Raw genomic sequence first — 24,829 nt, forward strand, 5'->3', positions numbered from 1 at the left:
GTCGTCGGCTCGCTTCCGAGCCGGTGGCGGGGCCCCCGGTGGGACCCTTCAACTGTCTTCCACGGTACGGAGACGAAGTGGACGAAGCATCCCTCTACGGGGCGATCCCGACCCTGGGAATCGTCGGGGTCCGGCCCTGAGACAGCTCTTCCTGGAGGGTGACCACGGCCCCGGCCGCCCCGGGTTCCCGCGCCTCGCGCCGCCGCAGCCAGGCCCGGCCCGCCGGTACGACGGCCAGGTGGGCCAGGACGACGCCCGCCGTGTTCAGCAGCAGCGAGTCGACGTCCACGACGCGGCCCGGTACACCGGTCTGGAGCAGGGCGATCCCGAGCGAGATCAGGGCGCCGGCCGCGGCCGTACGCAGCAGGGACGCGAGCCGGGAGACGGCGAGCCTGCCGTGCGCCATCGGCAGCAGCACGCCCAGCGGCGCGAGCAGCGCGAGCCCCTCGCCGAGGGGTCTGACCGCGTGCGGCCAGCCCAGCGCCAGGTCGGCGCGGATGCCGGCCAGCGGGCGCAGGTTCGGGGGCGTGACCCAGGGGACGTCCAGGGGACGCAGCATCAGCCAGGCGACGAGGGCGAGGTGTGCGACGAGGAGGACACCCCCTGTCACACGGACGCGGATCGCGGCGCTGCCGCCGATGGAGCCTTGACGCTGCACGACCCCGTAGACGCAGTGCCGTACACGATTGGTTCCACCACGGAAGCTTTCCGTGCCCGGACACCCCTCGCGGCGCCGGCCCGGGGAGGCGGGGGAACCGTGCGAGCGGCCACGGCGGCGGCCGGTGGCGCGGCGACAGGGCCTAGGCGCCGGTGACCTCGCTGGACGGTGGCTGGGTGCTGCCCGGGTGGTCGCGGAGGTCGTCCGTGCACTCGTAGCGGCGCAGGGGGTCCGGGGCCGGGCCGCCCAGGATGACCGAGCCGTCGTCCTCGGTCGCCGCCGAGTCGGACAGCGTGCACACCAGCTGGGCCAGGGCGTAGGAGGTGAGCCGCGAGGGCGCCGTACTCAGGCGCAGGGTGTCCTCGGGGTCCTTCGGGCGGGGACCGGTCACACCGAGGCCGCCCGGTACGTACGTCGTGTAGCCCGCGGAGCGCTCCGCGGGCGACGGCTGTTTGGCGAGCTGGTCCAGCAGCCCCTGCGCCACGATCACCCGGCGCCGGGCGTCCGCGGTGCCCTCCGGCACCCGCACGGTCCGGTCGACGGCCACCAGGGACGCTCCGCACAGCAGGAAGACCTGCACCGGCACCCCGTGCGCGGACTGCGCGGACTCCTCGGGCCCGGCCAGCGAGCACGGCACCCGGGACGGCGCCGCCCCGAAGTCGGTCGGCACCTCCGTGGCCCGGATGCCGCAGCCGGTGAGCAGCACGCCCAGGAGGGGCAGCGCCAGCAGCCGTCGTACGGTCATGACCCCTCCTCTCCTGTGCTTTCCGTGCCGGTCCTGCGGTCCTCGGCGTCCCCGCCGCCCTCCTCGGTGAGCCGTGCGGCGTCCCGTGGCAGCCGGAGCGTGAACACCGCTCCGCCCTCCGGGGAGTTGGCCGCGATGATCTCACCGCCGTGGATGTGGGCGTTCTCCAGGGCGATGGACAGGCCGAGCCCGCTGCCCTCGGAGCGCGGCCGGGAGGCGCTCGCCTTGTAGAAGCGGTCGAAGACGTGCGGGAGGACGTCCTCCGGGATGCCGGGGCCGTGGTCGCGGACCTGGATCTCGATCGAGTCGTCCGCCTCCCGGACCGACACCCGCACCGGCGACCCGCCGTGCTTGAGCGCGTTGCCGATCAGGTTGGCGAGGATGACGTCCAGGCGGCGCGGGTCGAGACGGGCGTGGAGGCCGCGCTCGGCGTCCAGCTCGACCGCGTCCAGCCAGGCACGCGCGTCGATGCACGCGGTGATCTGGTCGACGAGGTCGACGTCGTCCAGGACCAGCCGGGCGGTGCCCGCGTCGAAGCGGGTGACCTCCATCAGGTTCTCGACCAGGTCGTTCAGCCGCCGGGTCTCGCTGACCACCAGCCGGACGGCCGGTTCGATCATCGGGTCCATGCTCCCGGTCTCCGCCTCCAGCTCCTCCTCCAGCACCTCCGTGACGGCGGTGATGGCGGTGAGCGGGGTGCGCAGCTCGTGCGACATGTCGGCGACGAACCGGCGGGACGCCTCGTCCCGCGCGGCCATCTCCGCGACCCGCTGCTCCAGCGCCTCGGCCGCGTTGTTGAAGGTCCGGGACAGGTCGGCGAGTTCGTCGGTGCCCGAGACCCGCAGCCGGGTGTCCAGCCTGCCCTCGCCCAGGCGCCGAGCGGCCACCCCGAGCCGGTGCACCGGCTTCAGCACGGTCGTGGCGGCGGCCTGCGCGAGCAGCGCGGCCCCGATCAGCGCGAGCCCGGTGGCGATGCCCAGCGACCAGGCCAGCGAGTTGAGGTCCTTGGCCTCCGGCTCCAGGGACTTCGCCATGTAGCCCGTGGGGCCGCCGCCGATCACGCGGGTACCGGCCACCAGATAGGGCGTGCCGTGGTCCACGACCCGCTGCCAGTACAGGTGGTACGGCTCCTTGTTGGTGTCGGTCACCTTCTGCCGCTTGGCCACGGCGGCGCGCAGCGACTCGGGCACGTCCTCCAGGGCGAAGCCGTTGATGCCGCCCGAGTTGCCGTACACCGTCTTGCCGTCGGCGTCCTCGGCGACCAGCAGCACGCTGAAACGCTGGCTGCTGGCGGCCATCTGGCCCGCGGCACGCTGCAACTGGTCCTGGGTCGGATGCTCCGGCAGCGCGCCCGCGCGGTTCTGCATCTCCTGCCGGAAGTCGCGCAGCACCGCGTCCTGGGCGCGGGTGAGCACCGCCTCCCGGTTGAGCCAGTAGGCGATGCCCGACGCCGACACCGCGGCGGTCAGCGCGACCAGCGCGAAGACCACCACCAGGCGCAGCCGGAGGCTGGTGAACCTCAGCCGCGACACACTTCCCTTGCGCCCCGCGGCCCAGCCGCGCAGTCCCCCTTGCGTATCGGTCACTGAGGCGCGTCCAGGCGGTAGCCGACACCACGGACGGTACGGATCAGCGTCGGGGACGACGGCACGTCCTCGATCTTCGCGCGCAGCCGCTGCACACACGCGTCGACCAGGCGCGAGTCACCGAGATAGTCGTGCTCCCACACCAGCCGCAGCAGCTGCTGCCGGGACAGCGCCTGACCGGGCCGTCGGCTCAGCTCCAGCAGCAGCCGCAGCTCGGTCGGGGTCAGCTGGAGGTCCTCGCCGTTCTTGGTGACGGTCATCGCCGACCGGTCGATGACGAGGTTGCCGAAGGTCGCCGAGTCGCTGGACTCGCGCTCGCCGCGCCGCAGCACGGCCCGGATCCGGGCGTCGAGCACCCGTCCCTGCACCGGCTTGACGACATAGTCGTCGGCGCCCGACTCCAGCCCGACCACGACGTCGATGTCGTCGCTGCGCGCGGTCAGCAGGATGATCGGCAGCTGGTCCGTGCGCCGGATGCGCCGGCACACCTCGAACCCGTCGATGCCGGGCAGCATCACGTCCAGCACGATCAGGTCCGGCCGCTGTTCACGCAGCAGCTTCAGACCGTCCTCGCCGCTGGCAGCGGTGGCCACCCGGTGTCCCTGGCGCGTCAGGGAGAGCTCCAGGGCCGTACGGATGGCGTCGTCGTCCTCGATCAGCAACAGGGAAGGCACGGGCTCATTCTGGCCCATGGAGGGGCCCCCGTACGACCTGCCGGCAGCAGGCCGTCCCTGGCGCCATCACCTGTGCACCGTCTGTGACGACCCTGGGCCGGACCCCTGTGACAGGTCTGTGACAGTCGGCAGACACGGCGATGAAGTCATCCCGGCAGTCTTTTGGGCACGGGCCGGACGGGGAGCTGGAAACCGGCCGGCGAGATCGAATCACCGGAAGTCCACGACGGGGAGCGCGAGATGAACACGCTGCAGAGCATCAGCACCAGCGCAGTGGTCACGCGTCTGCACGACGTGCACCGGGGTTCCGAGAAGTCTGGTGTTGTGAGCGGGCGGGGGTGCGCTCGCGGCACCGGGCGTCAGCACACCGCCTACATAACGGTGGTGGACGCACGGGGGGAAGCTCACGGGGGAGCCGCGTACGGGGAGGACTCGGGGGAGCGTCGTTCGCTGACCGAGGCGGAGTTCACCGCCTACGTCCAGGAGCGCCGCGCCTCCCTGTACGCCACCGCCTACCACCTGACCGGTGACCGCTACGAGGCCGAGGACCTGCTGCAGAGCGCGCTGTTCTCGACGTACAAGGCCTGGGACCGGATCAGCGACAAGGCGGCGGTCGGCGGGTACCTCCGCCGCACCATGACCAACCTGCACATCAGCGCCTGGCGGCGCCGCAAGCTCAACGAGTACCCGACCGAGGAACTGCCGGAGACGCCCGGCGAGACGGACGCGATGCGCGGCACCGAGCTGCGCGCGGTCCTCTGGCAGGCGCTGGCCCGGCTGCCCGAACTCCAGCGCACCATGCTGGTCCTGCGTTACTACGAGGGCCGGACGGACCCGGAGATCGCGGAGATCCTCGGCATCAGTGTCGGCACGGTGAAGTCGAGCATCTGGCGGTCGCTGCGCCGGCTGCGCGAGGACGAGATCCTCAGCTTCGGCCGTGACCAGGAGGACGCCTTCGGCGAGCTCGTCGCCTGAGGACGGGGGAAACGGGGGAACAACGGGGGAAACGGGGGAAACACGGGGGACCACTGGGGGGTGGGCCTTCGGGGGAACGGGGGAACGGGGGAACGGGGGAGCAACGGGAACGGGACTGGCAGGCCAGGAGGCCTTGCCAGTCCCGTTGTCGTGCCTACGGCCGCTACGCCGCCGTCTCCTGCCGTACCTGCCGGCCCGCCGCCGCGGCCGCCAGCCGGCCCAGCGCCTCGTCCCGGTCGCACGGATGCGCGCCGAGGGACACCTGGCGGGCGACGATCGTCCGCTCCGCCCGCATCAGCCGCCACCCGCGGCGCAGCAGGAACGGCACCGACTTGCGGCCCTCCTTCAGATCGCGCAGGAAGCGCCGCCGGAAGGTGGTGACCGGGCCGCGGGTCAGGCAGAGCGCGTCCGCCAGCACGCCCAGCTCCCGGCAGCGCTCGACGATCTCCGCGGCGAAGATGCCCTCCGCGATGAACAGCGGGGTACGGCCGATGTGCAGCGTCTCCTCGCCGGTGCGGGCGCTCAGCCCGAGGTCGTAGACCGGCACCTGGGTCGAACCCGTCGCGCACAGCCGGGTGATGGCCTCGACCGCGACGTCCGCGTCCCACGACTCCGGGTGGTCCCAGTCGATGTCCGCGCTCCCCTGCACCAGGGGCAGAGTCGGGTCGTCACCCTCCTTGTAGAAGTCGTCCAGACGCAGCACGGGAAGCCCGGAGCGGGCGGCGACGAGTGACTTGCCCGAACCCGAGGGGCCGCACAGCAGCACGACACGGGCGGGGACCGGAGGATGAATGCTCACGGAACACCAGTTTGACGTATCGGGGGCGCCCTGCCGACCCCGCGGGTCGGCTTTCGAGCGTGAGTCTCACCTCAACGACCCTGTGTGCCGCCCCCGCCGCCCCTGTCGCCCTGCGCACCGGCAACCGGGGCGCCCCGAAGGGGCGCGGGGAACCGCGCGACCGGCCACGGCGAACCCCCAGCCGACGAACCGCAGCAGTTCCCCACCCGCACCCTGTCAGTAAGAAGACCCCGACGCGCCCAGCGACCCCGTGGGATGCCACACCGTCTTCGTCTCCAGGAACGCCGTCATCCGCTCGATCCCCGGCGTCTCGACGTAGTCCACAGCCTGTGGACGGAGCACCCGCTTCAGGTTGTCGGCCGCCGCGATCTCCAGCTCCTTCGCCAGTTCCTCGTCCGCGCCCGCCAGGTCGATCGCGTTGACGTCCTGGTGCGCGGCGAGCGGCGCCGCGATCTCCGCCGTACGGCCGGACAGGACGTTGACGACACCGCCCGGGACGTCGGAGGTGGCCAGCACCTCGCCCAGGGACAGGGCCGGCAGCGGGGCCTTCTCGGAGGCGATCACGACCGCCGTGTTGCCGGTGGCGATCACCGGGGCCACGACCGACACCAGGCCGAGGAAGGACGACTCCTGCGGGGCCAGGACGGCGACCACGCCGGTCGGCTCCGGGGAGGAGAGGTTGAAGTACGGGCCCGCGACCGGGTTGGCGCCGCCGATCACCTGGGCGATCTTGTCGGTCCAGCCGGCGTACCAGACCCAGCGGTCGATCGTGGCGTCCACGACCGCGGCCGCCTTCGACTTCGACAGGCCCTCCGCGTCCGCGACCTCCCGGACGAACTGCTCCTTGCGGCCCTCCAGCATCTCCGCGACGCGGTAGAGGACCTGGCCGCGGTTGTACGCCGTCGCGCCGGACCAACCGCCGAACGCCTTGCGCGCGGCGACCACCGCGTCCCGGGCGTCCTTGCGCGAGGACTGGGGTGCGTTGGCCAGCCAGTTGCCCTTGGAGTCGGTCACCTCGTACACCCGGCCGCTCTCCGAACGCGGGAACTTCCCGCCGACGTACAGCTTGTAGGTCTTGAAGACACGCAGACGGTCAGACATCGAGGTACGCCTCCAGGCCGTGGCGGCCGCCCTCGCGGCCGAAGCCCGACTCCTTGTAGCCACCGAAGGGCGAGGTCGGGTCGAACTTGTTGAACGTGTTGGACCAGACGACACCGGCGCGCAGCTTGTTCGCGACGGCCAGGATGCGCGAGCCCTTCTCGGTCCAGATGCCGGCCGAGAGGCCGTACTGGGTGTTGTTCGCCTTGGCGACCGCCTCGTCCGGGGTGCGGAAGGTGAGGACCGACAGCACCGGGCCGAAGATCTCGTCGCGGGCGATGGTGTGGGCCTGGGTGACGTTCGTGAACAGCGTCGGGGCGAACCAGTAGCCGCTCTCGGGGAGGGCGCAGGCCGGCGACCAGCGCTCGGCGCCCTCCGCCTCGCCCTGCTCGGCCAGCGCGGTGATCCGGGCCAGCTGCTCCGCGGAGTTGATCGCGCCGATGTCGGTGTTCTTGTCCAGCGGGTCGCCGAGGCGCAGCGTGGACAGGCGGCGCTTGAGGGAGTCCAGCAGCTCGTCCTGGATCGACTCCTGGACCAGGAGCCGGGAGCCCGCGCAGCAGACCTGGCCCTGGTTGAAGAAGATGCCGTTCACGATGCCCTCGACGGCCTGGTCGATCGGGGCGTCGTCGAAGACGATGTTGGCGCCCTTGCCGCCCAGTTCGAGCGTGAGCTTCTTGCGCGTGCCGGCGACCGTGCGGGCGATCTCCTTGCCGACCGCCGTGGAGCCGGTGAAGGCCACCTTGTTCACGTCCGGGTGCGCCACCAGCGCGGCACCCGCGTCGCCGTAGCCCGGAAGGATGTTGACGACACCCTTGGGCAGACCGGCCTGGCGGCAGATGTCCGCGAAGAACAGGGCGGACAGCGGGGTGGTCTCCGCCGGCTTCAGCACGACCGTGTTGCCGGTCGCGAGGGCCGGGGCGATCTTCCACGCCAGCATCAGCAGCGGGAAGTTCCAGGGGATGACCTGGCCCGCGACGCCGAGCGGCCGCGGGTCCGCGCCGAAGCCGGCGTGGTCGAGCTTGTCGGCCCAGCCCGCGTAGTAGAAGAAGTGCGCGGCGACCAGCGGGAGGTCCGCGTCGCGGGTCTCCCTGATCGGCTTGCCGTTGTCCAGCGTCTCCAGGACGGCCAGCTCACGGCTGCGCTCCTGGATGATGCGGGCGATGCGGAACAGGTACTTGGCGCGCTCGGAGCCGGGCAGCGCCGACCACTTCTCGAACGCCCTGCGGGCCGCCTTCACCGCACGGTCGACGTCCTCGGCGCCGGCCTGGGCGACCTCGGAGAGGACCTCCTCCGTGGACGGCGAGACGGTCTTGAAGACCTTGCCGTCGGCGGCCTCGGCGAACTCGCCGTCGATGAACAGGCCGTAGGAGGGCGCGATGTCGACGATCGCGCGGGACTCGGGGGCGGGTGCGTACTCGAAAGCCATGGGGGATCAGTCCACCGTCACGTAGTCGGGACCGGAGTAGCGGCCGGTGGCCAGCTTCTGGCGCTGCATCAGCAGGTCGTTGAGGAGCGAGGAGGCGCCGAAGCGGAACCAGTGGTTGTCAAGCCAGTCCTCGCCCGCGGTCTCGTTGACCAGCACCAGGAACTTGATCGCGTCCTTGCTGGTGCGGATGCCGCCGGCCGGCTTCACACCGACCTGGACGCCGGTCTGGGCCCGGAAGTCGCGGACCGCCTCCAGCATCAGCAGGGTGTTCGCCGGGGTCGCGTTGACCGCGACCTTGCCGGTGGAGGTCTTGATGAAGTCGGCGCCGGCCAGCATGCCGAGCCAGGAGGCGCGGCGGATGTTGTCGTACGTCGACAGCTCGCCGGTCTCGAAGATGACCTTCAGCCGGGCGCTGTCCCCGCAGGCCTCCTTCACGGCGACGATCTCGTCGTACACCTTGAGGTACCTGCCGGCGAGGAACGCGCCCCGGTCGATGACCATGTCGATCTCGTCGGCGCCGGCGGCGACGGCGTCCCGCACGTCGGCGAGCTTCACGTCGAGCGCGGCACGGCCGGCCGGGAAGGCGGTGGCGACCGAGGCGACCTTGACGCCGGAACCGGCGACGGCCTCCTTGGCGACGGCCACCATGTCGGGATAGACGCAGACCGCGGCCGTGGTCGGGGTCGTGCGGTCCGTGGGGTCGGGGTGGACCGCCTTGGCGCCGAGCGCCCGGACCTTGCCCGGGGTGTCCGCGCCTTCCAGCGTCGTCAGGTCGACCATCGAGATGGCGAGGTCGATGGCGTACGCCTTCGCGGTGGTCTTGATGGAACGGGTGCCGAGAGACGCGGCGCGCGCCTCCAGGCCGACCGCGTCGACGCCGGGCAGCCCGTGGAGGAAACGGCGCAGCGTGCTGTCGGACGCGGTGACGTCCGAGAGAGCGTGAGCTGTGGGTGCGGTAGTGGGCATGGTCACCAGACGAGCATATCTACGCGCGTAGCGGCTGTACACCCCCGCTGCTCGTCCTGGGTGCCGAGATCACGGATGAGCGCCGGTTCCCGGGCGCGTGGCCGCACCGCCGGCGGTGTCGTGCAGAATCGGGCCATGACCACCCCGGACCACCCGTCACCCGCGTCACCGCCTCCGGCGTCCGCCGCCAAGGACCGGATCTACCGCTCGCCCTTGGGGCTTGCGGGCGGCGCGCTGCTGCTCCTGGTCGTCCTCTGGCTGGGCTTCGACGCCCTGGTCAAGGGCCACGGCCGGACCCCCTGGCTGGCGCTGGCCGGGATGATCCTCATCGTGCCGTTGGTCATCGCCTTCACGCTCCGCCCCGCGGTCTTCGCGAACGAGGACCGGCTGCGCGTCCGCAACCCGCTCCGGGTCGTCACCCTGCCCTGGGGCGAGGTCGCCGCCCTGCGTTCCGGCTACTCCAACGAGGTCGTCGCCAAGTCCGGCACCAAGTACCAGCTGTGGGCCGTCCCCGTCTCGCTGCGCGCCCGCAAGAAGGCGGCCCGCCGGCAGCAGCGGGCGGAGGCCGACGCGGCCCGCGGTGTGACACCGGGCAGCCGGGGCAGCGCGCTCGTCCCCGGCGGCCTCGGCCTCGGCGGGTTCAGCCTGCGCGGACCGGACACCGGGCCGACCCGCGCGGAGACCGACCAGGTCATGGACGACCTGCGGGAACTGCTGGAGCGCCACGGGGAGGCCGAGCCGGCACAGGGCGAGGTCACCGTGCGCTGGGCCTACGAGGTGGCGGCCCCCGCGGTCGCCGGCGCGGTGCTGCTGGGGATCCTGCTGGCTGTGGGCTGAGGGGCGGGGCGTTTCCTGCGGGGTGGGGGCCTTCCGGGTGGGTGTGGCCGAGGGGCGTTCCCGGGGCCGTCGCCGGGCGAAGGCCGTGACCCTGGTCCCCGGCCGGGGCCCTTCCCGTCGCGCGTAGCTTCCCTCCGGGGCCCTTCCGGCCGCGCGTCCTGCTCTCCGGGGCTCTTCCGGTCGCGCGTCCTGCCCCCGCGGCCCTTCCGGTCGTGCTGCCCAGGGCCCTTCCGGTCGCGCCCTCCTCCGGGGCCTCTCGCGTGGCGCGTCCTTCCCTCCTGGCCCCTTCCCCGTCGCGCGTCCTTCTCCCCGGGGGCTCCTGCACGTCGCGCGTACTTCCCCCGGAGCCCTTGCCGGCCGGGGCCTTTCCGCCGGGGTTCCGCTGCCGTAGCGTGCGGCAGCCGGGGGTGATCGAGCCGTTCGCCCCTGCCTAGTGTCTGGAAAGCGATGAGTACGACCCACGGACGGCCGCTGCCGCTGCCGTTGCCCGCTTCGGCCCTGCCCGCCGCCCTGTCCGCCACCGCACCGGTACCCGACGGCGGCCCTGCCTGGAGCGGTGACCACGCCCGCCGCTGGCTCGGCGCGCTGCCGCCGCGCTGGGTGCCCCTGCCCTCCGGTAACGGGCACCTGCTGACCGCGCTGTGCGCCGCCGTGACGGTCGCGGAGCTGTTCGCGCTGCCCGCCGGATGGGAGCCGTGGGCCGCCGCGCTGCTCGCGCTGCACGTGCTGTGGCTGTGCGTGCGCCCGGAGATCGTGCCGGTGTCGGCGCCGGTGCTCGCGGTGTCGCTGGCGGTCCTGCGGCCGGGGGCCGGCCGGCCCGGGACGGCGGCCGCCGCGGCCGTTCTCGCCGTGGTCTGGGGCGTGGCGGTGCTGCGGCTGGTGGCACGGCGCCGGCAGCGGGAGCGGGCCCGGGAGGCGGCCGGCGGGGTCACCGCGCCGCTGCCGGACGCGGACCGGCCCCTGCCCCGCGGCCGGTTCCTGATCGTGGCCGGGGCCGTCCTGCTCGCCCTCGGGACCGGCGCGGTCGCGGTCACCCCGGCCGAGGCGGCGCCTGCGGTGCCGGTGCTCGCCTGGCTGGTGGCGGGCCAGGGCCTGACCGCGCTGGCCTCCGGGCTGCTGGGCCGCCGCCGGGCCGCCGCCCTGCGCGCGGCGCCGGCGCCCGTGCTCCGGGTGCTGGTCCGCGAGGGCGCCGACGGCGACACCGAGGTGTGCGCCGCCGACGACACGGCCGGGCTGCGCCCCCTCTTCCGGGTCGCCGTCACGGAGGTCCGCGACGGTGCCGAGGAGACGGACGACGAGGAGCGGGAGCAGGAGTTGCGGGCCCGGATCGACCGGGAGGGACCGGGGCCGCTGCGGGAGGCCGTGCTGTACGGCGTGCCCTGCGACGGCGCGGAGATCCTGCTGGTCGCGGCCGCCGAGGAGGCGGAGCGGCCGCCGGTGCCGGAACGGTCGTCGGGACCCGTGCGGCCCCTGTCCGAGGCGTCCGTACGGCGCGCACTGGCCCGGGAGAAGCGCCGGGCGGCGTACGCGGAGCTGCGCCGGTCGGCCGGAGAGAGCGTCGTCCGGAGCGCGGAGGCGGCCGGCACGGCCCCGGCGGGCGTACGGCAGTGGCGGGCGGGTCTGCTGGACCGGCTCTGCGCGCTGCTGCTGGTGGCCTGGGCCGGGATGCTCCTGTGGTCCGAGACCGGCGGGTGGCGTTACGCGCTCGGTGCCGTCGCCGGTGTCGTCGGCGCGCTGCGGCTGCCGCACTGGCTCGCCTGGCGGGTCACGGCGGACCGTGAGGGGCTGTGGTTCAACGGGCTGCGCGGGCCCCGGCACGTCCCCTGGGGCGAGATCAGGACCGTCGAGTGCAAGGGCACCGAGCTGACGGTGGACAGCCGGCGGGCCTCGTTCACCGCCTGGTCCGTGCACGCGCCGCGCTGGCCCTGGCTGGAGCGCCGCTTCCGGCTCGTGCATCCGCACGAGCGGGTCGGCGGCGAGATCACCGCCCTGTGGCGCACCCCGTCGCTGCGCCCGTCCGTGTCCGCCGACCCCGGGCAGCGCGGCCGGCCGCTGTGGCCGCTCGCGCTGGCGCTGGAGCTCGCCTGGGCGGCGGCGCTGGTGCTGCTGCCCTGAGGCTGCGCCGTCGGGGTGTCCCCGGGGGCACCCCGACGGCGTCGGGACCTCAGATGCCGGCGGCGGCCGACAGATCGCGCTTGACGGCCGTCAGCAGCTCCGTCGCGCGGGTGCGGGCGGCCGGCAGTCCGGCGTGCGCGGACACCGGTACGACGACCTCCAGGTAGCACTTCAGCTTGGGCTCGGTGCCGCTGGGGCGGACGATGACCCGGGCGCCGTCCAGGGTGTAGCGCAGGCCGTCCGTGGGCGGCAGCTTCTCGGTGCCCCGGGTGAGGTCCTCGGCCCGGACGACGGGCAGGCCGGCCAGCTCGGTCGGCGGCTGCTCGCGCAGCCGGCGCATCGCGTCGGCGATCAGCGAGAGGTCCTGGACCCGGACCGACAGCTGGTCGGTGGCGTGCAGGCCGTGCTCCACGGCGAGGTCGTCCAGCAGGTCGAGGAGGGTACGGCCCTCCTCCTTCAGCACGGACGCCAGCTCCGTGATCAGCAGCGCGGCGGTGATGCCGTCCTTGTCGCGCACGCCCTCCGGGTCCACGCAGTAGCCGAGGGCCTCCTCGTAGCCGTAGCGCAGGCCGTCGACGCGGGCGATCCACTTGAAGCCGGTCAGCGTCTCCTCGTACGGCAGCCCCGCCTTCTCGGCGATCCGGCCGAGCAGGGAGGAGGAGACGATCGACTCGGCGAAGGTGCCCCGGGCGCCGCGGCGGACCAGGTGGGCGGCGATCAGTGCGCCGACCTCGTCGCCGCGCAGCATCCGCCAGTCGCCGCCGTCCTTGACGGCCACGGCGCAGCGGTCGGCGTCCGGGTCGTTGGCGATGACGAGGTCCGGGTCGGTGGTGCGGGCCTGCGCGAACGCCAGGTCCATCGCGCCCGGCTCCTCCGGGTTCGGGAAGGCGACCGTCGGGAAGTCCGGGTCCGGGTCGGCCTGCTCGGCGACCAGCACCGGCTCGGGGAAGCCGGCGCGGGCGAAGGCGGCCAGCAGGACGTCCCTGCCGACGCCGTGCATGGCCGTGTAGACGGTGCGGGCGGTGCGGGGGGAGCCGGCGGCCAGGACGGCGTCCGTACGGGCCAGGTAGGCGTCCAGGACCGCGTCGTCCAGGGTCTCCCAGCCGGCGTCCGGGCGGGGTACGTCGTGCAGGGAGGCGATCGCGTCGATCTCGGCGGCGATCTCCGCGTCGGCGGGCGGGACGATCTGCGAGCCGTCGCCGAGGTAGACCTTGTAGCCGTTGTCCCGCGGCGGGTTGTGGCTGGCGGTGACCTCCACGCCCGCGACCGCCCCGAGGTGCCTGATCGCGAAGGCCAGAACGGGGGTGGGCAGCGGGCGGGGGAGGACGGCGGCGCGCAGACCGGCGCCGGTCATCACGGCGGCGGTGTCGCGGGCGAAGTCGGCCGACTTGTGGCGGGCGTCGTAGCCGATGACGACGAGTCCGTCGGTGTGGCCCTGCTTCTTCAGGTACGCGGCGAGGCCCGCGGCGGCGCGGATGACGACGCTGCGGTTCATGCGCATCGGGCCGGCACCGAGTTCGCCGCGCAGGCCGGCGGTGCCGAACTGGAGCGTGCCGCCGAAGCGGGCCGCCAGCTCCGTCGTGTCACCGGCCTCGATCAGCTTGGCCAGTTCGTCGCGAGTCTCCTGGTCGGGATCCTCGGCGAGCCAGGCCTCGGCCCGGGCGATGAGATCGTCGTGCACCTTGGGATCAACCTCTCCTGTGTCTGCCTGATCCGCCTGGGGGCCCCGCCCCCAGACCGCCGTGTGCCCACCCACCGACTCCTCCGGCCGGAGGGCCGACGAGCGGGCACACCACCGTCACCGGCACCACGCCCGCCCGGCACCCCGTCGTACCGCATCGTGCCCGGTGCTCGGCCGTACCGCCGCACCGCGCCCCGCTCGGCCGGCGGCCCCGGCTCGGCCTCTGCCGGCCTTTGCTCAGATGCGGCCCAGCACCTGGGCCAGCAGTTCGCCCATGCGGGCGGCCGAGTCGCGGCCCGCCTGGAGGACCTCCTCGTGGTTGAGGGGTTCGCCGGTCATGCCCGCGGCCAGGTTGGTGACCAGGGAGATGCCGAGGACCTCGGCGCCGGCCTCGCGGGCGGCGATCGCCTCCAGGACCGTGGACATGCCGACCAGGTCCGCGCCGATGACGCGGGCCATGCGGATCTCGGCCGGGGTCTCGTAGTGCGGGCCGGGGAACTGGGCGTAGACGCCCTCCTCCAGCGTCGGGTCGATCTCCTTGCACAGGGCGCGCAGGCGCGGCGAGTACAGGTCCGTCAGGTCGACGAAGTTGGCGCCGACGATCGGGGAGGTCGCCGTGAGGTTGACGTGGTCGCTGATCAGGACCGGCTGGCCGGGGCGCATGCCCTCGCGCAGACCGCCGCAGCCGTTGGTCAGCACGATGGTCTTGCAGCCGGCCGCCACGGCGGTGCGCACACCGTGGGCGACGGCGGCGACGCCACGGCCCTCGTAGTAGTGGGTGCGGCCCAGGAAGACCAGGGCCCGCTTGTCACCGAAGGAGTACGAGCGGATCTTTCCGCCGTGGCCCTCGACGGCCGGCGGCGGGAAGCCGGGCAGCTCGGTGACCTGGAACTCGGCGTCGGGCGCGCCCAGGGCGTCGACGGCCGGAGCCCAGCCGGAGCCCATCACGAGGGCGACGTCGTGGGTCTCGGCGCCGGTGAGTTCGCGCAGGCGCGCGGCGGCGGCGTCGGCGGCGGCGTAGGGGTCGCCCTGGATGTCGTCCGGAAGAAGAGATGCGTTCACGCCGACGAGGGTAACCGGTCTTCGCCTACGCGCGTAGATGACGGAGCCCACGGGTTTGGGTTCGTTGTCTTGTCGGTTTCCACAAACGAGGCGCGAACGGGCAGGCAGGAGAGGTGGCGGCGGCGGTGCCGGCTCAGCAGGGGCGCTTGCGGAGTTCCATCACATAGTCGTGCGGCGCGCCCGCCGACTCCGCCGCGTCGGCGATCTCGCCCAGGTAGCGCGCCGACGGCAGCCCGCCCTCGTAGGCGTTGAGGACGTACGCCCAGGCCGGCTCCTCGCCGTCCAGCGTGTGCACGCGCACGCGTACCCGGCGGTAGATCTGCAGCCCCACGCCTTCCCAGCGGTCGAGCGACTCCTCGTCCATGGGGGCGATGTCGTACAGGCCGACGAAGACCTGCGCCAGCGGGTCCTCGACGATCGTCGCCAGCGCGCCCTCCCAGCCGAGCTGCTCGCCGCCGAAGGTCAGCCGCCAGCCGTTCAGCCACCCCGTGGCGCGCAGCGGGGAGTGCGGGGCGCGGCGGGACATCAGGCGCGCGTCGAGGTTGCCGGCGTACGCGGCATAGAGCGACATGCACAGAGGGTACGGCAGGCGCACCACACGCCCCTGCCGCCCCGGGAGCGACCCGGTGGCGCCCCGGGGCAGTAACACCTTGAGGCGTGCGGGACAATGGAGTACGTGACTCGGATCGTGATCATCGGTGGCGGACCCGGCGGATACGAAGCGGCGCTGGTGGCCGCTCAGCTCGGCGCGGAGGTGACCGTCGTCGACTGCGACGGTCTGGGCGGAGCGTCGGTGCTGACCGACTGCGTGCCGTCGAAGACCCTTATCGCTACGGCCGAGGTCATGACGACCTTCGACTCGTCGTACGAAGAGCTCGGCATCATCGTCGCGGACGACACCCCGCCGCTGGAGCAGGCGGCCCGGGTGGTCGGCGTGGACCTCGGCAAGGTCAACCGCCGGGTGAAGCGGCTCGCGCTCGCCCAGTCGCACGACATCACCGCCTCCGTCACCCGCGCCGGTGCCCGGGTCATGCGCGGCCGCGGCCGGCTGGACGGCATGCAGGCCCTGGACGGGTCCCGCAAGGTCGTCGTCACCGCCGCCGACGGCACCGAGGAGACCCTCACCGCCGACGCCGTCCTCATCGCCACCGGCGGTCACCCGCGCGAGCTGCCCGACGCCCAGCCCGACGGGGAGCGCATCCTCAACTGGACCCAGGTCTACGACCTCACCGAGCTGCCGGAAGAGCTGATCGTGGTCGGCTCGGGCGTCACCGGTGCCGAGTTCGCCGGCGCCTACCAGGCCCTCGGGTCCAAGGTCACGCTCGTCTCCTCCCGCGACCGCGTGCTGCCCGGCGAGGACCCTGACGCCGCCGCCGTCCTGGAGGACGTCTTCCGCCGCCGCGGCATGAACGTCATGGCCCGCTCCCGCGCGCAGTCCGCCAAGCGCGTCGGCGACCGGGTCGAGGTGACGCTGGCCGACGGCCGGGTCATCAGCGGCTCGCACTGCCTGATGGCCGTCGGCGCCATCCCGAACAGCGCGGGACTGGGTCTGGAGGAGGCCGGGGTCAAGCTGCGCGAGTCCGGGCACATCTGGACCGACAAGGTCTCGCGGACGACCGCGCCCGGCGTGTACGCGGCCGGTGACGTGACCGGCGTGTTCGCCCTGGCCTCGGTCGCCGCCATGCAGGGACGTATCGCCATGTACCACTTCCTGGGCGACGCGGTGGCCCCGCTGAACCTGAAGACCGTCTCCTCCAACGTCTTCACCGACCCGGAGATCGCCACGGTCGGCTACACGCAGGCGGACGTGGACGCGGGCAAGATCGACGCGAGGGTGGTCAAGCTGCCCCTGCTGCGCAACCCCCGCGCCAAGATGCAGGGCATCCGGGACGGCTTCGTGAAGATCTTCTGCCGGCCCGGCACCGGGATCGTCGTCGGCGGTGTCGTCGTGGCCCCCCGCGCCTCGGAACTGATCCACCCCATCTCGATCGCCGTCGACAACAATCTGACGGTCGAACAGATCGCGAACGCGTTCACGGTGTACCCCTCCCTTTCGGGGTCGATCGCCGAGGTCGCCCGGCAGCTGCACACCCGCAAGGCGAGCGCGGAAGGCTGACGGGGCCGTCCGACTTCCCGCTGGTCACCGGGAGTTGCCGGGTGTGCGGCTGGCATAGTCGGGGCGGGTGGGTCTTATATCACTTCCCGCCCTGCCATGCGAACAACTTCTGTTATTCGGCGCAAACTGCTGAAAGCAGACGGTCGCTGGGGTTACTGTCAGTTTCGTGTTCGCTGCTGAACGTCGCCAACTGATCCTCGAAATGGTGCGAGCGAACGGTGCCGTGTCGCTCCGTGAGCTCGCCCGCGTCGTCCAGACCTCCGAAGTGACCGTACGGCGGGACGTGCGCGCACTGGAGGCAGAAGGACTCCTCGACCGCCGGCACGGCGGTGCGGTACTGCCGGGCGGTTTCACGCGTGAGTCCGGCTTCCCGCAGAAATCGCATCTCGCGACCGCCGAGAAGACGGCCATCGCCGACCTCGCGGCGGGCCTCGTCGAAGAAGGCGAGGCGATCGTGGTCGGGGCCGGTACGACCACGCAGGAGCTGGCCCGCCGCCTCGCGCGCGTGCCGGGCCTGACGGTCGTCACCAACTCCCTCCTGGTGGCCCAGGCGCTGGCCCACGCCAACCGGGTGGAGGTCGTGATGACCGGGGGCACCCTGCGCGGCTCCAACTACGCCCTCGTCGGCTCCGGCGCGGAGCAGTCCCTCCAGGGCCTGCGCGTGTCGAAGGCCTTCCTCTCCGGAAGCGGCCTGACGGCCGAACGCGGGCTGTCCACCTCCAACATGCTCTCGGCATCCGTCGACCGGGCCCTCGTCCAGGCCGCCGCGGAGGTGGTGGTCCTCGCCGACCACACCAAGCTCGGCACGGACACCATGTTCCAGACCGTGCCGACGGACCTCATCACCCGGCTCGTCACCGACGAGCCCCCCGCCCACGACGACCGGGCCGCCACGGAGTTGCAGGCGCTCGCCGACCAGGGGGTGCAGATCGCCGTCGCCGGGGCGAGCGGGAGCCCGGGGGGTGACCAGGTCCCGGCGGGCCGCCGCGCCCCCCTGCCGGGACCACGACGAGGCCACGTACCCGGCTCCTCCCCGCTGCGTTCCACCACGGGCCTGGGCGACCCGGCCTCCCCCGACCGCGGCCGCGTCGCCGACCTGCGCCGCCGATGACGGCGGCACGGGCGCGGGGCGGATGAGGCGCTGCCCCGCGGGTCGCCGGCACCACCGGTTCGCCGGTGCGCCACGGCAGGCGGTACGACACGAGGGCGACCGTCGGGGCCGCACGGGTGTCCGCCCGGCCGGCGGCCCTGGCAGCAGGGGAGTGCTCCGGGAGGGCGAAGCACCCCCCGTGGCTCTCCCGAACCGTTCGGCCACATCGCCCACCTGACGGTGAATCGTTCCGCCGGTCGGCCCAACCCCGTACGAGCCCGGAAAACGCCACGCCCGGCGGGCCGTGAGGGTGGCCGCCGGGCGTGGGGGAGATGGTGGAGCGGGTCAGTCCTTGATCTCGCAGATCGCGGCGCCCGAGGTGATGGAGGCGCCGACCTCGGCGGTCAGGCCCTTGATGGTGCCCGCCTTGTGCGCGTTGAGGGGCTGCTCCATCTTCATGGCCTCCAGGACCACGACCAGGTCGCCCTCCTGGACCTCCTGGCCCTCCTCGACGGCGATCTTGACGATCGTGCCCTGCATGGGCGAGGCGAGGGTGTCGCCGGAGGCGACCGGACCGGACTTCTTGGCCGCGCGGCGCTTCGGCTTGGCGCCGGCCGCCAGGCCCGTACGGGCCAGGGACATGCCGAGCGAGGCCGGCAGGGAGACCTCCAGGCGCTTGCCGCCGACCTCCACGACGACCGTCTCGCGGCCCAGCTCCTCCTCCGCCTCGGCCTCGGCCGGAGCGGCGAACGGCTTGATCTCGTTGACGAACTCCGTCTCGATCCAGCGGGTGTGGACCGTGAAGGGGTCGGCGGAGCCGGTCAGCTCCGGAGCGAACGCCGGGTCCCGGACCACCACGCGGTGGAAGGGGATCGCCGTCGCCATGCCCTCGACCTGGAACTCGTCCAGCGCGCGGGCGGCCCGCTCCAGGGCCTCCTTGCGGGTACGGCCCGTCACGATCAGCTTGGCCAGCAGGGAGTCCCACGCCGGGCCGATGACCGAGCCGGACTCCACGCCCGCGTCCAGGCGGACGCCGGGACCGGACGGCGGGTCGAACCGGGTGACCGTACCGGGGGCCGGGAGGAAGTTGCGGCCCGGGTCCTCGCCGTTGATCCGGAACTCGAACGAGTGTCCGCGCAGCACCGGGTCGCCGTAACCCAGCTCCTCGCCGTCGGCGATGCGGAACATCTCGCGGACCAGGTCGATGCCGGCGACCTCCTCGGTCACCGGGTGCTCGACCTGGAGACGGGTGTTGACCTCCAGGAAGGAGATCGTGCCGTCCTGGCCGACCAGGAACTCACAGGTACCCGCGCCCTCGTAGCGGGCCTCCTTCAGGATGGCCTTCGACGCGCGGTACAGCTCGGCGACCTGCTCCTCGGACAGGAACGGCGCCGGGGCCTCCTCCACCAGCTTCTGGTGCCGGCGCTGGAGGGAGCAGTCACGGGTGGAGACGACGACCACGTTGCCGTGCTTGTCCGCCAGGCACTGGGTCTCCACGTGCCGCGGACGGTCCAGGTAGCGCTCGACGAAGCACTCGCCGCGGCCGAAGGCGGCCACCGCCTCGCGCACCGCCGACTCGTACAGCTCCGGGACCTCTTCCAGGGTCCGGGCGACCTTCAGGCCGCGGCCACCGCCACCGAAGGCGGCCTTGATGGCGATCGGCAGGCCGTGCTCCCGGGCGAAGGCCACGACCTCCTCGGCACCGCTCACCGGATCGGGCGTACCGGCGACCAGCGGCGCGCCGGCGCGCTGGGCGATGTGCCGGGCGGCGACCTTGTCGCCCAGGTCGCGGATGGCCTGCGGCGGCGGGCCGATCCAGATCAGGCCCGCGTCCAGGACCGCCTGCGCGAAGTCGGCGTTCTCCGAGAGGAAGCCGTACCCCGGATGGACGGCGTCGGCCCCGGACTCCCGCGCCGCGTTCAGGATCTTGTCGATGACCAGGTAACTGGTGGCCGGAGTGTCACCGCCCAGGGCGAACGCCTCATCCGCGGCGCGGACATGCAGAGCGTCCCGGTCCGGGTCGGCGTAGACGGCCACGCTCGCGATCCCGGCGTCCCGGCAGGCCCGGGCCACGCGGACAGCGATTTCGCCACGGTTGGCGATGAGCACCTTGCGCACGATTGAGGCTCCCTCCTTGAAACAAGCCGAGTTTAGGGACTGCCGACACGGCACTTCGACCCGTCCCCAGTGGTGAGCTTGCCCACACGGAGCGTGATACGAGGCTCGCTCGACCCGCGAAAGCCCTTGTCGCACCACGGTACGCAGGACTCCTTCGGAAAACCCTAGCCTTGCCATGTGGCCAAGGTCTCTGTGAGAGCGTGCTGCGGCCCACTCTGTTTCTTTGTCGAGTCCCTACGAATGGCCCAATGATTCTTTGCTGCCGCCCGAACCCTTGTCCCCCGGTTTACCCGTTAGTAGCGTTCGCGCTGTCCGGAACGAACCCGAGGTAACAGGCTGTCGGTGTGAGAGTGGGTGGGCCCGGTGGTGCGCAGACCGGTGGCAGGGGTCGTGGCGGTCGTCCTCCTGGCGGAGGCCGTCTTCATCGCCGCGCTGAACTGGTTCCTCGGCGTGGTCGTCGACCGGCAGGACATGTCCCTGGCCGGCCTCGACCCCGACGTCATGGCGACGTCCTCGAAGGTCGGCGGGGTGGTCTTCGGCCTCTACTTCGCCCTGTGCGCCCTGGTGGCCGTGCTCGTCGGGGTACGCGACCGCGCCCCGGCCGGTCTCGGCCGCGTCCTGCTGATCAGCGCGGCCGTGGTGCACGGCCTGCTCGGCGCGTTCGCCTGGGGCCTGGTCGGCTGGACGGCGTTCCTGTTCATGGTGACCGTACTCGGGCTGATCGTGCTGCTCCTGATGACGTACGACCGTACGGGTGGCCCTCAGAGCCCGGCGGCCGCGGACGGCGTGCCGGGGCAGGGCGGGGAACCGGACGCGCGGGCGGAGCCGGGTGCGGCCCCCGCCGGCGCGGGCGCGCCGGTGAGCCGTACGGACGAACCGCAGGACGGGGACGAGGAGCCCCAGGACTCCGTCCCCGCCCAGATCACCGTTCCGGCGACCACAACTCCGTGATGCCCACACCCAGTTCGGCGAGGAGCCTGCGGACCAGGGGCAGGCTGATGCCGATCACGTTGCCGTGGTCGCCGTCGATGCCCTCGATGAACGGCGCCGAACGGCCGTCCAGGGTGAACGCGCCGGCGACGTGCAGCGGCTCCCCGGAGGCCACGTAGGCGGCGATCTCCTCGTCGCTGGGATCGCCGAACCGGACGACGGTGGAGGCGGTCGCCGACACGTACCGCTTGGCCTCCGTGTCCCAGACGCAATGGCCCGTCTGGAGCACTCCGGCCCGTCCGCGCATGGACTTCCAGCGGGCGGTGGCCTCCTCGGCGTCCGCCGGCTTGCCGAGCGCCTGCCCGTCCAGCTCCAGCACCGAGTCGCAGCCGATCACCAGGGCACCCTGTACCTCCGGCTTCGCCGCCACGACCGAAGCCTTCGCCTCGGCCAGGGCGAGCGCCAGCTCCGCCGGGGTGGGCGCGGTGACGGCGTCCTCGTCGACACCGCTGACGATCACCTCGGGGGCGAGGCCGGCCTGCCGGAGCAGGGCCAGCCGGGCGGGGGACTGGGAGGCGAGCACGAGTCGCCTGCGGCGTGTGGCAGTCATGCGGTCAGGTTAGTCAGGCGGGGCCGCCCGGCTCACCTCAGCCCGATGACGATCATGATCAGGACCATGGCCAGCGCCATGAGGAAGCCGAGCCGCCGAAGCATGTTCTGCATGTCGCGCAGTTCTTTCGGCGGTTCGTCTTCCGGGTCTGACCACAGCACTCGTCCAGCGTGCGGCTGGTCCGGGGCCGGGCGCCTGAGTACGGCTACTCAAGTTGGCGCCCGGTGCGGACAAATTCCTCAGCTGGGCCAGTAGGTGCGGGTCCAGGACGCCGGGCCCGGCCGGTGCACCCGGGCCGCAGCGATCCGCGACGGGTCGGACCACGCGTCCCTCGGGCCCTCCACGCCGGACGGCACCGCCGCTGCCGCCGCGGCGCGGGCGCGGACCACCGCCAGGGCGGCGGCCAGCTCCTCCGGGGTCGGATTGCCTCGTACGACCTTGATGTTCATGACCGCTCCCAGGGGCAGCAGGGCTTGGCGGGGGACCTAGAGGGGGATGTTGCCGTGCTTCTTCGGAGGCAGGGATTCCCGCTTGGTACGCAGCTGACGCAGGCCGCGCACGACGTGGGCGCGGGTGTCGGACGGCATGATCACGGCGTCGATGTAGCCGCGCTCGGCCGCGACGTAGGGGTTGAGGAGGGTGTCCTCGTACTCCTGGATCAGCCGCGCCCGGACCGCCTCGACGTCCTCACCGTTCGCCTCCGCCTCGGCGATGGTGCGGCGGTGCAGGATGTTGACCGCGCCCTGGGCGCCCATGACCGCGATCTGGGCGGTCGGCCAGGCCAGGTTGAGGTCGGCGCCCAGGTGCTTGGAGCCCATGACGTCGTAGGCGCCGCCGAAGGCCTTGCGGGTGATGACGGTGATGAGCGGGACGGTGGCCTCGGCGTAGGCGTAGATGAGCTTGGCACCGCGCCGGATGATGCCGTCGTGCTCCTGGTCGACGCCGGGCAGGAAGCCCGGCACGTCCACGAAGGTCAGCACCGGGATGTTGAAGGCGTCGCAGGTCCGCACGAAGCGGGCGGCCTTCTCGCTCGCCGTGATGTCGAGGCAGCCGGCGAACTGCATCGGCTGGTTGGCGACGACACCGACCGGGTGGCCCTCGACCCGGCCGAAGCCGGTGACGATGTTCGGCGCGAACAGCGCCTGCGTCTCGAAGAACTCGGCGTCGTCCAGAACGTGTTCGATCACCGTGCGGATGTCGTACGGCTGGTTCGCGCTGTCCGGGACGAGCGTGTCCAGCTCGCGGTCCTCGTCGCTGACGGTGAGGTCCGCCTCCTCCGGGAAGACCGGGGGCTCGGAGAGGTTGTTGGACGGCAGGTACGACAGCAGCTGCTTGACGTACTCGATGGCGTCCTTCTCGTCCCCGGCCATGTGGTGGGCCACGCCGGAGGTGGCGTTGTGGGTGCGGGCGCCGCCCAGCTCCTCGAAGCCGACGTCCTCGCCGGTGACGGTCTTGATGACGTCCGGGCCGGTGATGAACATGTGCGAGGTCTGGTCGACCATGACCGTGAAGTCGGTGATGGCCGGGGAGTAGACCGCGCCGCCCGCGCACGGGCCGACGATCAGGCTGATCTGCGGGATCACGCCGGAGGCGTGGGTGTTGCGGCGGAAGATCTCGCCGTACGCGCCGAGGGAGGCGACCCCCTCCTGGATGCGGGCGCCGCCGGAGTCGTTGATGCCGATGACCGGGCAGCCGGTCTTCAGCGCGAAGTCCATGACCTTGACGATCTTCTGGCCGTAGACCTCGCCCAGTGCCCCGCCGAAGACGGTGAAGTCCTGGGAGAACACGGCGACCGGGCGGCCGTCGACGGTTCCGTACCCGGTGACGACCCCGTCCCCGTACGGCCGGTTCTTCTCCAGCCCGAAGTTGGTGGAGCGGTGCCGGGCGAACTCGTCCAGCTCGACGAACGAGTCTTCGTCGAGCAGCAGTTCGATCCGCTCACGGGCCGTCAGCTTGCCCTTGGCGTGCTGCTTCTCGACGGCGCGTTCCGAGCCGGCGTGCGTCGCCTCGTGGATGCGGCGCTGGAGATCCGCCAGCTTGCCAGCGGTGGTGTGAATGTCGATCTCTTCCGGCTCGGACATCGGGATGCGGCTCCCTGCCTGCTCAAAAGGGGGGACGGTTACTCATCCGTAGAGTAGTGGCGGGCCTACGGATCAGCAGTGCGTCGTTTACCACACCTAGGGTGGCTTGCATGACGCCGCAGAATCCATCAGACGACAGCCGCTGGTCCGACCTGGACCGTCCGCCCCTGAACGCCGTGGCACTGCGGCGCGGGCTGGTCCGGGAGGGGGGCCTGTACCGCGAGATCGAGGTGGTGCAGCAGACCGGCTCCACCAACTCCGACCTCGCCGCGCGGGCCGAGGCGGGGAAGGCCGACGAGGGGGCGGTGCTGGTGGCGGAGGAGCAGACGGCCGGCCGGGGCCGGCTGGACCGCCGCTGGACCGCTCCGCCGCGCTCGGGTCTGTTCTTCTCCGTACTGCTGAAGCCCACCGAGGTGCCGGTGGCCCGCTGGGGGTGGCTGCCGCTGCTGACGGGCGTGGCGGTGGCGACCGGGCTGTCCCGGGCCGCGGGCGTCGACACGGCACTCAAGTGGCCGAACGACCTGCTGGTCACCGTCGGCGGCGAGGAGCGCAAGGCCGGCGGGATCCTCGCCGAGCGGGCCGGCGCGGACGGTGTCGTCGTCGGTGTGGGCATCAACGTCACCCTGCGGGCCGACGAGCTTCCCGTCCCGCAGGCGGGCTCCCTCGCGCTGGCCGGGGCGGTGGGCACGGACCGGGATCCGTTGCTGCGGGCGGTGCTGCGGTCGCTGGAGGACTGGTACGGGCGGTGGCGGGCCGCGGGCGGCGACCCCTCGGCGAGCGGCCTCCAGGAGACGTACACGGCAGGGTGCGCCACGCTCGGCCGCGTGGTGCGCGCCGAGTTGCCGGGGGAGCGGGCGGTGGTGGGGGAGGCCGTGGCACTGGACGGCGACGGGCGCCTGATCATCGCCACGGATCAGGGGATGCAGGAGCCGGTGGGAGCGGGGGACATCGTGCACCTGCGGCCCGCGTAGCCCTACGGGCTGCCGGTGCTGCGTGGTGCGGCTCGCTGCAGCTCCCCCGGGGGCGCGGGGAACTGCGCGAGCGGCCACGGCGTACCCGCGGTCGGCGCCGGCGGGTGGGTCCCCGGGCCTCGGCCGATGCGGGGCCCGGGGGCGCGGCCCCCCGGTGCGCGGCAGCAACGCCGGTCCACGAACCCGGTACCCGGCGAGCCCCCCCGGCCGAACCCGACGGAGTGAGCTGGCGCACACCTGCCGTAGAGTTGAGGCCGGTCGATACGTGACCGCGGCAGATCGGAAGGGCAG

The 24,829-nt window shown here is 72.7% G+C and carries 23 protein-coding genes; 7 read left to right on the top strand and 16 right to left on the bottom strand.

The genetic code is table 11. From position 1 onward, the window contains the following. Positions 1-94: 94 nt before the first annotated feature. The 4 genes from S1361_RS24535 to afsQ1 form a co-directional block, all read right to left on the bottom strand. Positions 95-658, bottom strand: a complete 564-nt coding sequence (locus tag S1361_RS24535) for a VanZ family protein (RefSeq protein WP_208033929.1) — start codon at positions 656-658, stop codon at positions 95-97. 142 nt (positions 659-800) lie between these two features. Further along, on the bottom strand, positions 801-1,403 hold the full coding sequence (locus tag S1361_RS24540; RefSeq protein ID WP_208033930.1) for a hypothetical protein: 603 nt from the start codon (positions 1,401-1,403) through the stop codon (positions 801-803). After that, positions 1,400-2,989: a sensor histidine kinase gene (locus S1361_RS24545; protein ID WP_208033931.1), complete on the bottom strand. Its 1,590-nt coding sequence runs from the start codon at positions 2,987-2,989 to the stop codon at positions 1,400-1,402. The genes S1361_RS24540 and S1361_RS24545 overlap by 4 nt, the downstream gene beginning before the upstream one ends. Beyond that, positions 2,986-3,663: a two-component system response regulator AfsQ1 gene (gene afsQ1 / locus S1361_RS24550; protein ID WP_208033932.1), complete on the bottom strand. Its 678-nt coding sequence runs from the start codon at positions 3,661-3,663 to the stop codon at positions 2,986-2,988. Before afsQ1 ends, S1361_RS24545 begins: the two co-directional genes overlap by 4 nt. Positions 3,664-3,903: 240 nt before the next feature. On the opposite strand from afsQ1, the gene S1361_RS24555 reads away from it, so the two are divergent. Next, the gene (locus S1361_RS24555; RefSeq protein WP_208033933.1) at positions 3,904-4,638 is read left to right on the top strand and encodes a SigE family RNA polymerase sigma factor; all 735 of its coding nucleotides are present in this window, start codon (positions 3,904-3,906) and stop codon (positions 4,636-4,638) included. Between the two features lie 163 nt (positions 4,639-4,801). On the opposite strand, the gene S1361_RS24560 is transcribed toward S1361_RS24555, so the two are convergent. From S1361_RS24560 to deoC, 4 genes are all read right to left on the bottom strand, one after another. Beyond that, on the bottom strand, positions 4,802-5,437 hold the full coding sequence (locus S1361_RS24560) for a uridine kinase family protein (protein ID WP_243769284.1): 636 nt from the start codon (positions 5,435-5,437) through the stop codon (positions 4,802-4,804). 216 nt (positions 5,438-5,653) lie between these two features. After that, positions 5,654-6,538: an aldehyde dehydrogenase family protein gene (locus S1361_RS24565; protein WP_208033934.1), complete on the bottom strand. Its 885-nt coding sequence runs from the start codon at positions 6,536-6,538 to the stop codon at positions 5,654-5,656. Continuing rightward, positions 6,531-7,961 carry an aldehyde dehydrogenase family protein gene (locus S1361_RS24570; protein ID WP_208033935.1) on the bottom strand — a complete coding sequence of 477 codons (1,431 nt, stop codon included), beginning with the start codon at positions 7,959-7,961 and terminating at the stop codon, positions 6,531-6,533. Before S1361_RS24570 ends, S1361_RS24565 begins: the two co-directional genes overlap by 8 nt. A 6-nt stretch (positions 7,962-7,967) precedes the next feature. Continuing rightward, entirely contained in the window at positions 7,968-8,927 is a 960-nt protein-coding gene (deoC, locus tag S1361_RS24575; RefSeq protein ID WP_208036748.1) for a deoxyribose-phosphate aldolase, read from the bottom strand. Positions 8,928-9,062: 135 nt separating this feature from the next. Here deoC and S1361_RS24580 point away from each other — a divergent pair, with 135 nt between their 5' ends. Further along, positions 9,063-9,764: a PH domain-containing protein gene (locus tag S1361_RS24580; protein ID WP_208033936.1), complete on the top strand. Its 702-nt coding sequence runs from the start codon at positions 9,063-9,065 to the stop codon at positions 9,762-9,764. Positions 9,765-10,211: 447 nt separating this feature from the next. Further along, positions 10,212-11,879, top strand: coding sequence for a hypothetical protein (locus S1361_RS24585; protein ID WP_208033937.1), 1,668 nt, complete (start codon positions 10,212-10,214; stop codon positions 11,877-11,879). A 49-nt stretch (positions 11,880-11,928) separates the two neighbouring features. Here the strand turns inward: S1361_RS24585 and S1361_RS24590 are convergent, their stop codons facing one another. The 3 genes from S1361_RS24590 to S1361_RS24600 all read right to left on the bottom strand — a co-directional run bounded on the left by S1361_RS24590 (position 11,929) and on the right by S1361_RS24600 (position 15,193). Continuing rightward, positions 11,929-13,560, bottom strand: coding sequence for a phospho-sugar mutase (locus tag S1361_RS24590; protein ID WP_208033938.1), 1,632 nt, complete (start codon positions 13,558-13,560; stop codon positions 11,929-11,931). A gap of 237 nt (positions 13,561-13,797) precedes the next feature. After that, entirely contained in the window at positions 13,798-14,622 is an 825-nt protein-coding gene (locus S1361_RS24595; RefSeq protein ID WP_208033939.1) for a purine-nucleoside phosphorylase, read from the bottom strand. A 133-nt stretch (positions 14,623-14,755) separates the two neighbouring features. Next, entirely contained in the window at positions 14,756-15,193 is a 438-nt protein-coding gene (locus tag S1361_RS24600) for a gamma-glutamylcyclotransferase family protein (protein ID WP_208033940.1), read from the bottom strand. A gap of 96 nt (positions 15,194-15,289) precedes the next feature. Here S1361_RS24600 and S1361_RS24605 point away from each other — a divergent pair, with 96 nt between their 5' ends. Together S1361_RS24605 and S1361_RS24610 are read left to right on the top strand one after the other, a co-directional pair. Further along, entirely contained in the window at positions 15,290-16,738 is a 1,449-nt protein-coding gene (locus S1361_RS24605; RefSeq protein ID WP_208033941.1) for an NAD(P)H-quinone dehydrogenase, read from the top strand. 166 nt (positions 16,739-16,904) lie between these two features. After that, positions 16,905-17,849, top strand: coding sequence for a DeoR/GlpR family DNA-binding transcription regulator (locus S1361_RS24610; RefSeq protein WP_208033942.1), 945 nt, complete (start codon positions 16,905-16,907; stop codon positions 17,847-17,849). 324 nt (positions 17,850-18,173) lie between these two features. Here the strand turns inward: S1361_RS24610 and S1361_RS24615 are convergent, their stop codons facing one another. Next, complete coding sequence (locus S1361_RS24615) at positions 18,174-19,946, bottom strand: acetyl/propionyl/methylcrotonyl-CoA carboxylase subunit alpha (protein ID WP_208033943.1); 1,773 nt, start codon at positions 19,944-19,946, stop codon at positions 18,174-18,176. Between the two features lie 363 nt (positions 19,947-20,309). Between S1361_RS24615 and S1361_RS24620 the strand changes: the two genes are divergently transcribed. Then, complete coding sequence (locus tag S1361_RS24620) at positions 20,310-20,897, top strand: hypothetical protein (RefSeq protein WP_243769285.1); 588 nt, start codon at positions 20,310-20,312, stop codon at positions 20,895-20,897. On the opposite strand, the gene S1361_RS24625 is transcribed toward S1361_RS24620, so the two are convergent. The 4 genes from S1361_RS24625 to S1361_RS24635 form a co-directional block, all read right to left on the bottom strand. Beyond that, on the bottom strand, positions 20,869-21,486 hold the full coding sequence (locus S1361_RS24625; RefSeq protein WP_208033944.1) for a Maf family protein: 618 nt from the start codon (positions 21,484-21,486) through the stop codon (positions 20,869-20,871). The two genes, S1361_RS24620 and S1361_RS24625, sit on opposite strands and share 29 nt — an antisense overlap. 32 nt (positions 21,487-21,518) lie before the next feature. Further along, a complete protein-coding gene (mmpB, locus tag S1361_RS39910; protein WP_279577623.1) occupies positions 21,519-21,647 on the bottom strand; it encodes a morphogenic membrane protein MmpB in 129 nt (42 codons plus the stop codon). 78 nt (positions 21,648-21,725) lie between these two features. Continuing rightward, positions 21,726-21,935 carry an acyl-CoA carboxylase epsilon subunit gene (locus S1361_RS24630; RefSeq protein WP_208033945.1) on the bottom strand — a complete coding sequence of 70 codons (210 nt, stop codon included), beginning with the start codon at positions 21,933-21,935 and terminating at the stop codon, positions 21,726-21,728. A 36-nt stretch (positions 21,936-21,971) separates the two neighbouring features. Next, positions 21,972-23,567, bottom strand: a complete 1,596-nt coding sequence (locus tag S1361_RS24635; protein WP_208033946.1) for an acyl-CoA carboxylase subunit beta — start codon at positions 23,565-23,567, stop codon at positions 21,972-21,974. A 110-nt stretch (positions 23,568-23,677) separates the two neighbouring features. On the opposite strand from S1361_RS24635, the gene S1361_RS24640 reads away from it, so the two are divergent. Further along, positions 23,678-24,538, top strand: coding sequence for a biotin--[acetyl-CoA-carboxylase] ligase (locus S1361_RS24640; RefSeq protein ID WP_208033947.1), 861 nt, complete (start codon positions 23,678-23,680; stop codon positions 24,536-24,538). Positions 24,539-24,829: the final 291 nt, after the last annotated feature.

It is taken from the genome of Streptomyces cyanogenus (assembly GCF_017526105.1).
In the GTDB taxonomy this organism is placed as follows: domain Bacteria; phylum Actinomycetota; class Actinomycetes; order Streptomycetales; family Streptomycetaceae; genus Streptomyces; species Streptomyces cyanogenus.

What these genes read in the sequence shown, in the direction of transcription:
- S1361_RS24540 (WP_208033930.1), bottom strand. Translation starts at nt 1,403, where the DNA reads ATGACCGTACGACGGCTGCTGGCGCTGCCCCTCCTGGGCGTGCTGCTC.
- S1361_RS24555 (WP_208033933.1), top strand. Translation starts at nt 3,904, where the DNA reads ATGAACACGCTGCAGAGCATCAGCACCAGCGCAGTGGTCACGCGTCTG.
- S1361_RS24565 (WP_208033934.1), bottom strand. Translation starts at nt 6,538, where the DNA reads ATGTCTGACCGTCTGCGTGTCTTCAAGACCTACAAGCTGTACGTCGGC.
- S1361_RS24570 (WP_208033935.1), bottom strand. Translation starts at nt 7,961, where the DNA reads ATGGCTTTCGAGTACGCACCCGCCCCCGAGTCCCGCGCGATCGTCGAC.
- deoC (WP_208036748.1), bottom strand. Translation starts at nt 8,927, where the DNA reads ATGCCCACTACCGCACCCACAGCTCACGCTCTCTCGGACGTCACCGCG.
- S1361_RS24580 (WP_208033936.1), top strand. Translation starts at nt 9,063, where the DNA reads ATGACCACCCCGGACCACCCGTCACCCGCGTCACCGCCTCCGGCGTCC.
- S1361_RS24585 (WP_208033937.1), top strand. Translation starts at nt 10,212, where the DNA reads ATGAGTACGACCCACGGACGGCCGCTGCCGCTGCCGTTGCCCGCTTCG.
- S1361_RS24600 (WP_208033940.1), bottom strand. Translation starts at nt 15,193, where the DNA reads ATGTCGCTCTATGCCGCGTACGCCGGCAACCTCGACGCGCGCCTGATG.
- S1361_RS24605 (WP_208033941.1), top strand. Translation starts at nt 15,290, where the DNA reads ATGGAGTACGTGACTCGGATCGTGATCATCGGTGGCGGACCCGGCGGA.
- S1361_RS24625 (WP_208033944.1), bottom strand. Translation starts at nt 21,486, where the DNA reads ATGACTGCCACACGCCGCAGGCGACTCGTGCTCGCCTCCCAGTCCCCC.
- S1361_RS24630 (WP_208033945.1), bottom strand. Translation starts at nt 21,935, where the DNA reads ATGAACATCAAGGTCGTACGAGGCAATCCGACCCCGGAGGAGCTGGCC.
- S1361_RS24635 (WP_208033946.1), bottom strand. Translation starts at nt 23,567, where the DNA reads ATGTCCGAGCCGGAAGAGATCGACATTCACACCACCGCTGGCAAGCTG.
- S1361_RS24640 (WP_208033947.1), top strand. Translation starts at nt 23,678, where the DNA reads ATGACGCCGCAGAATCCATCAGACGACAGCCGCTGGTCCGACCTGGAC.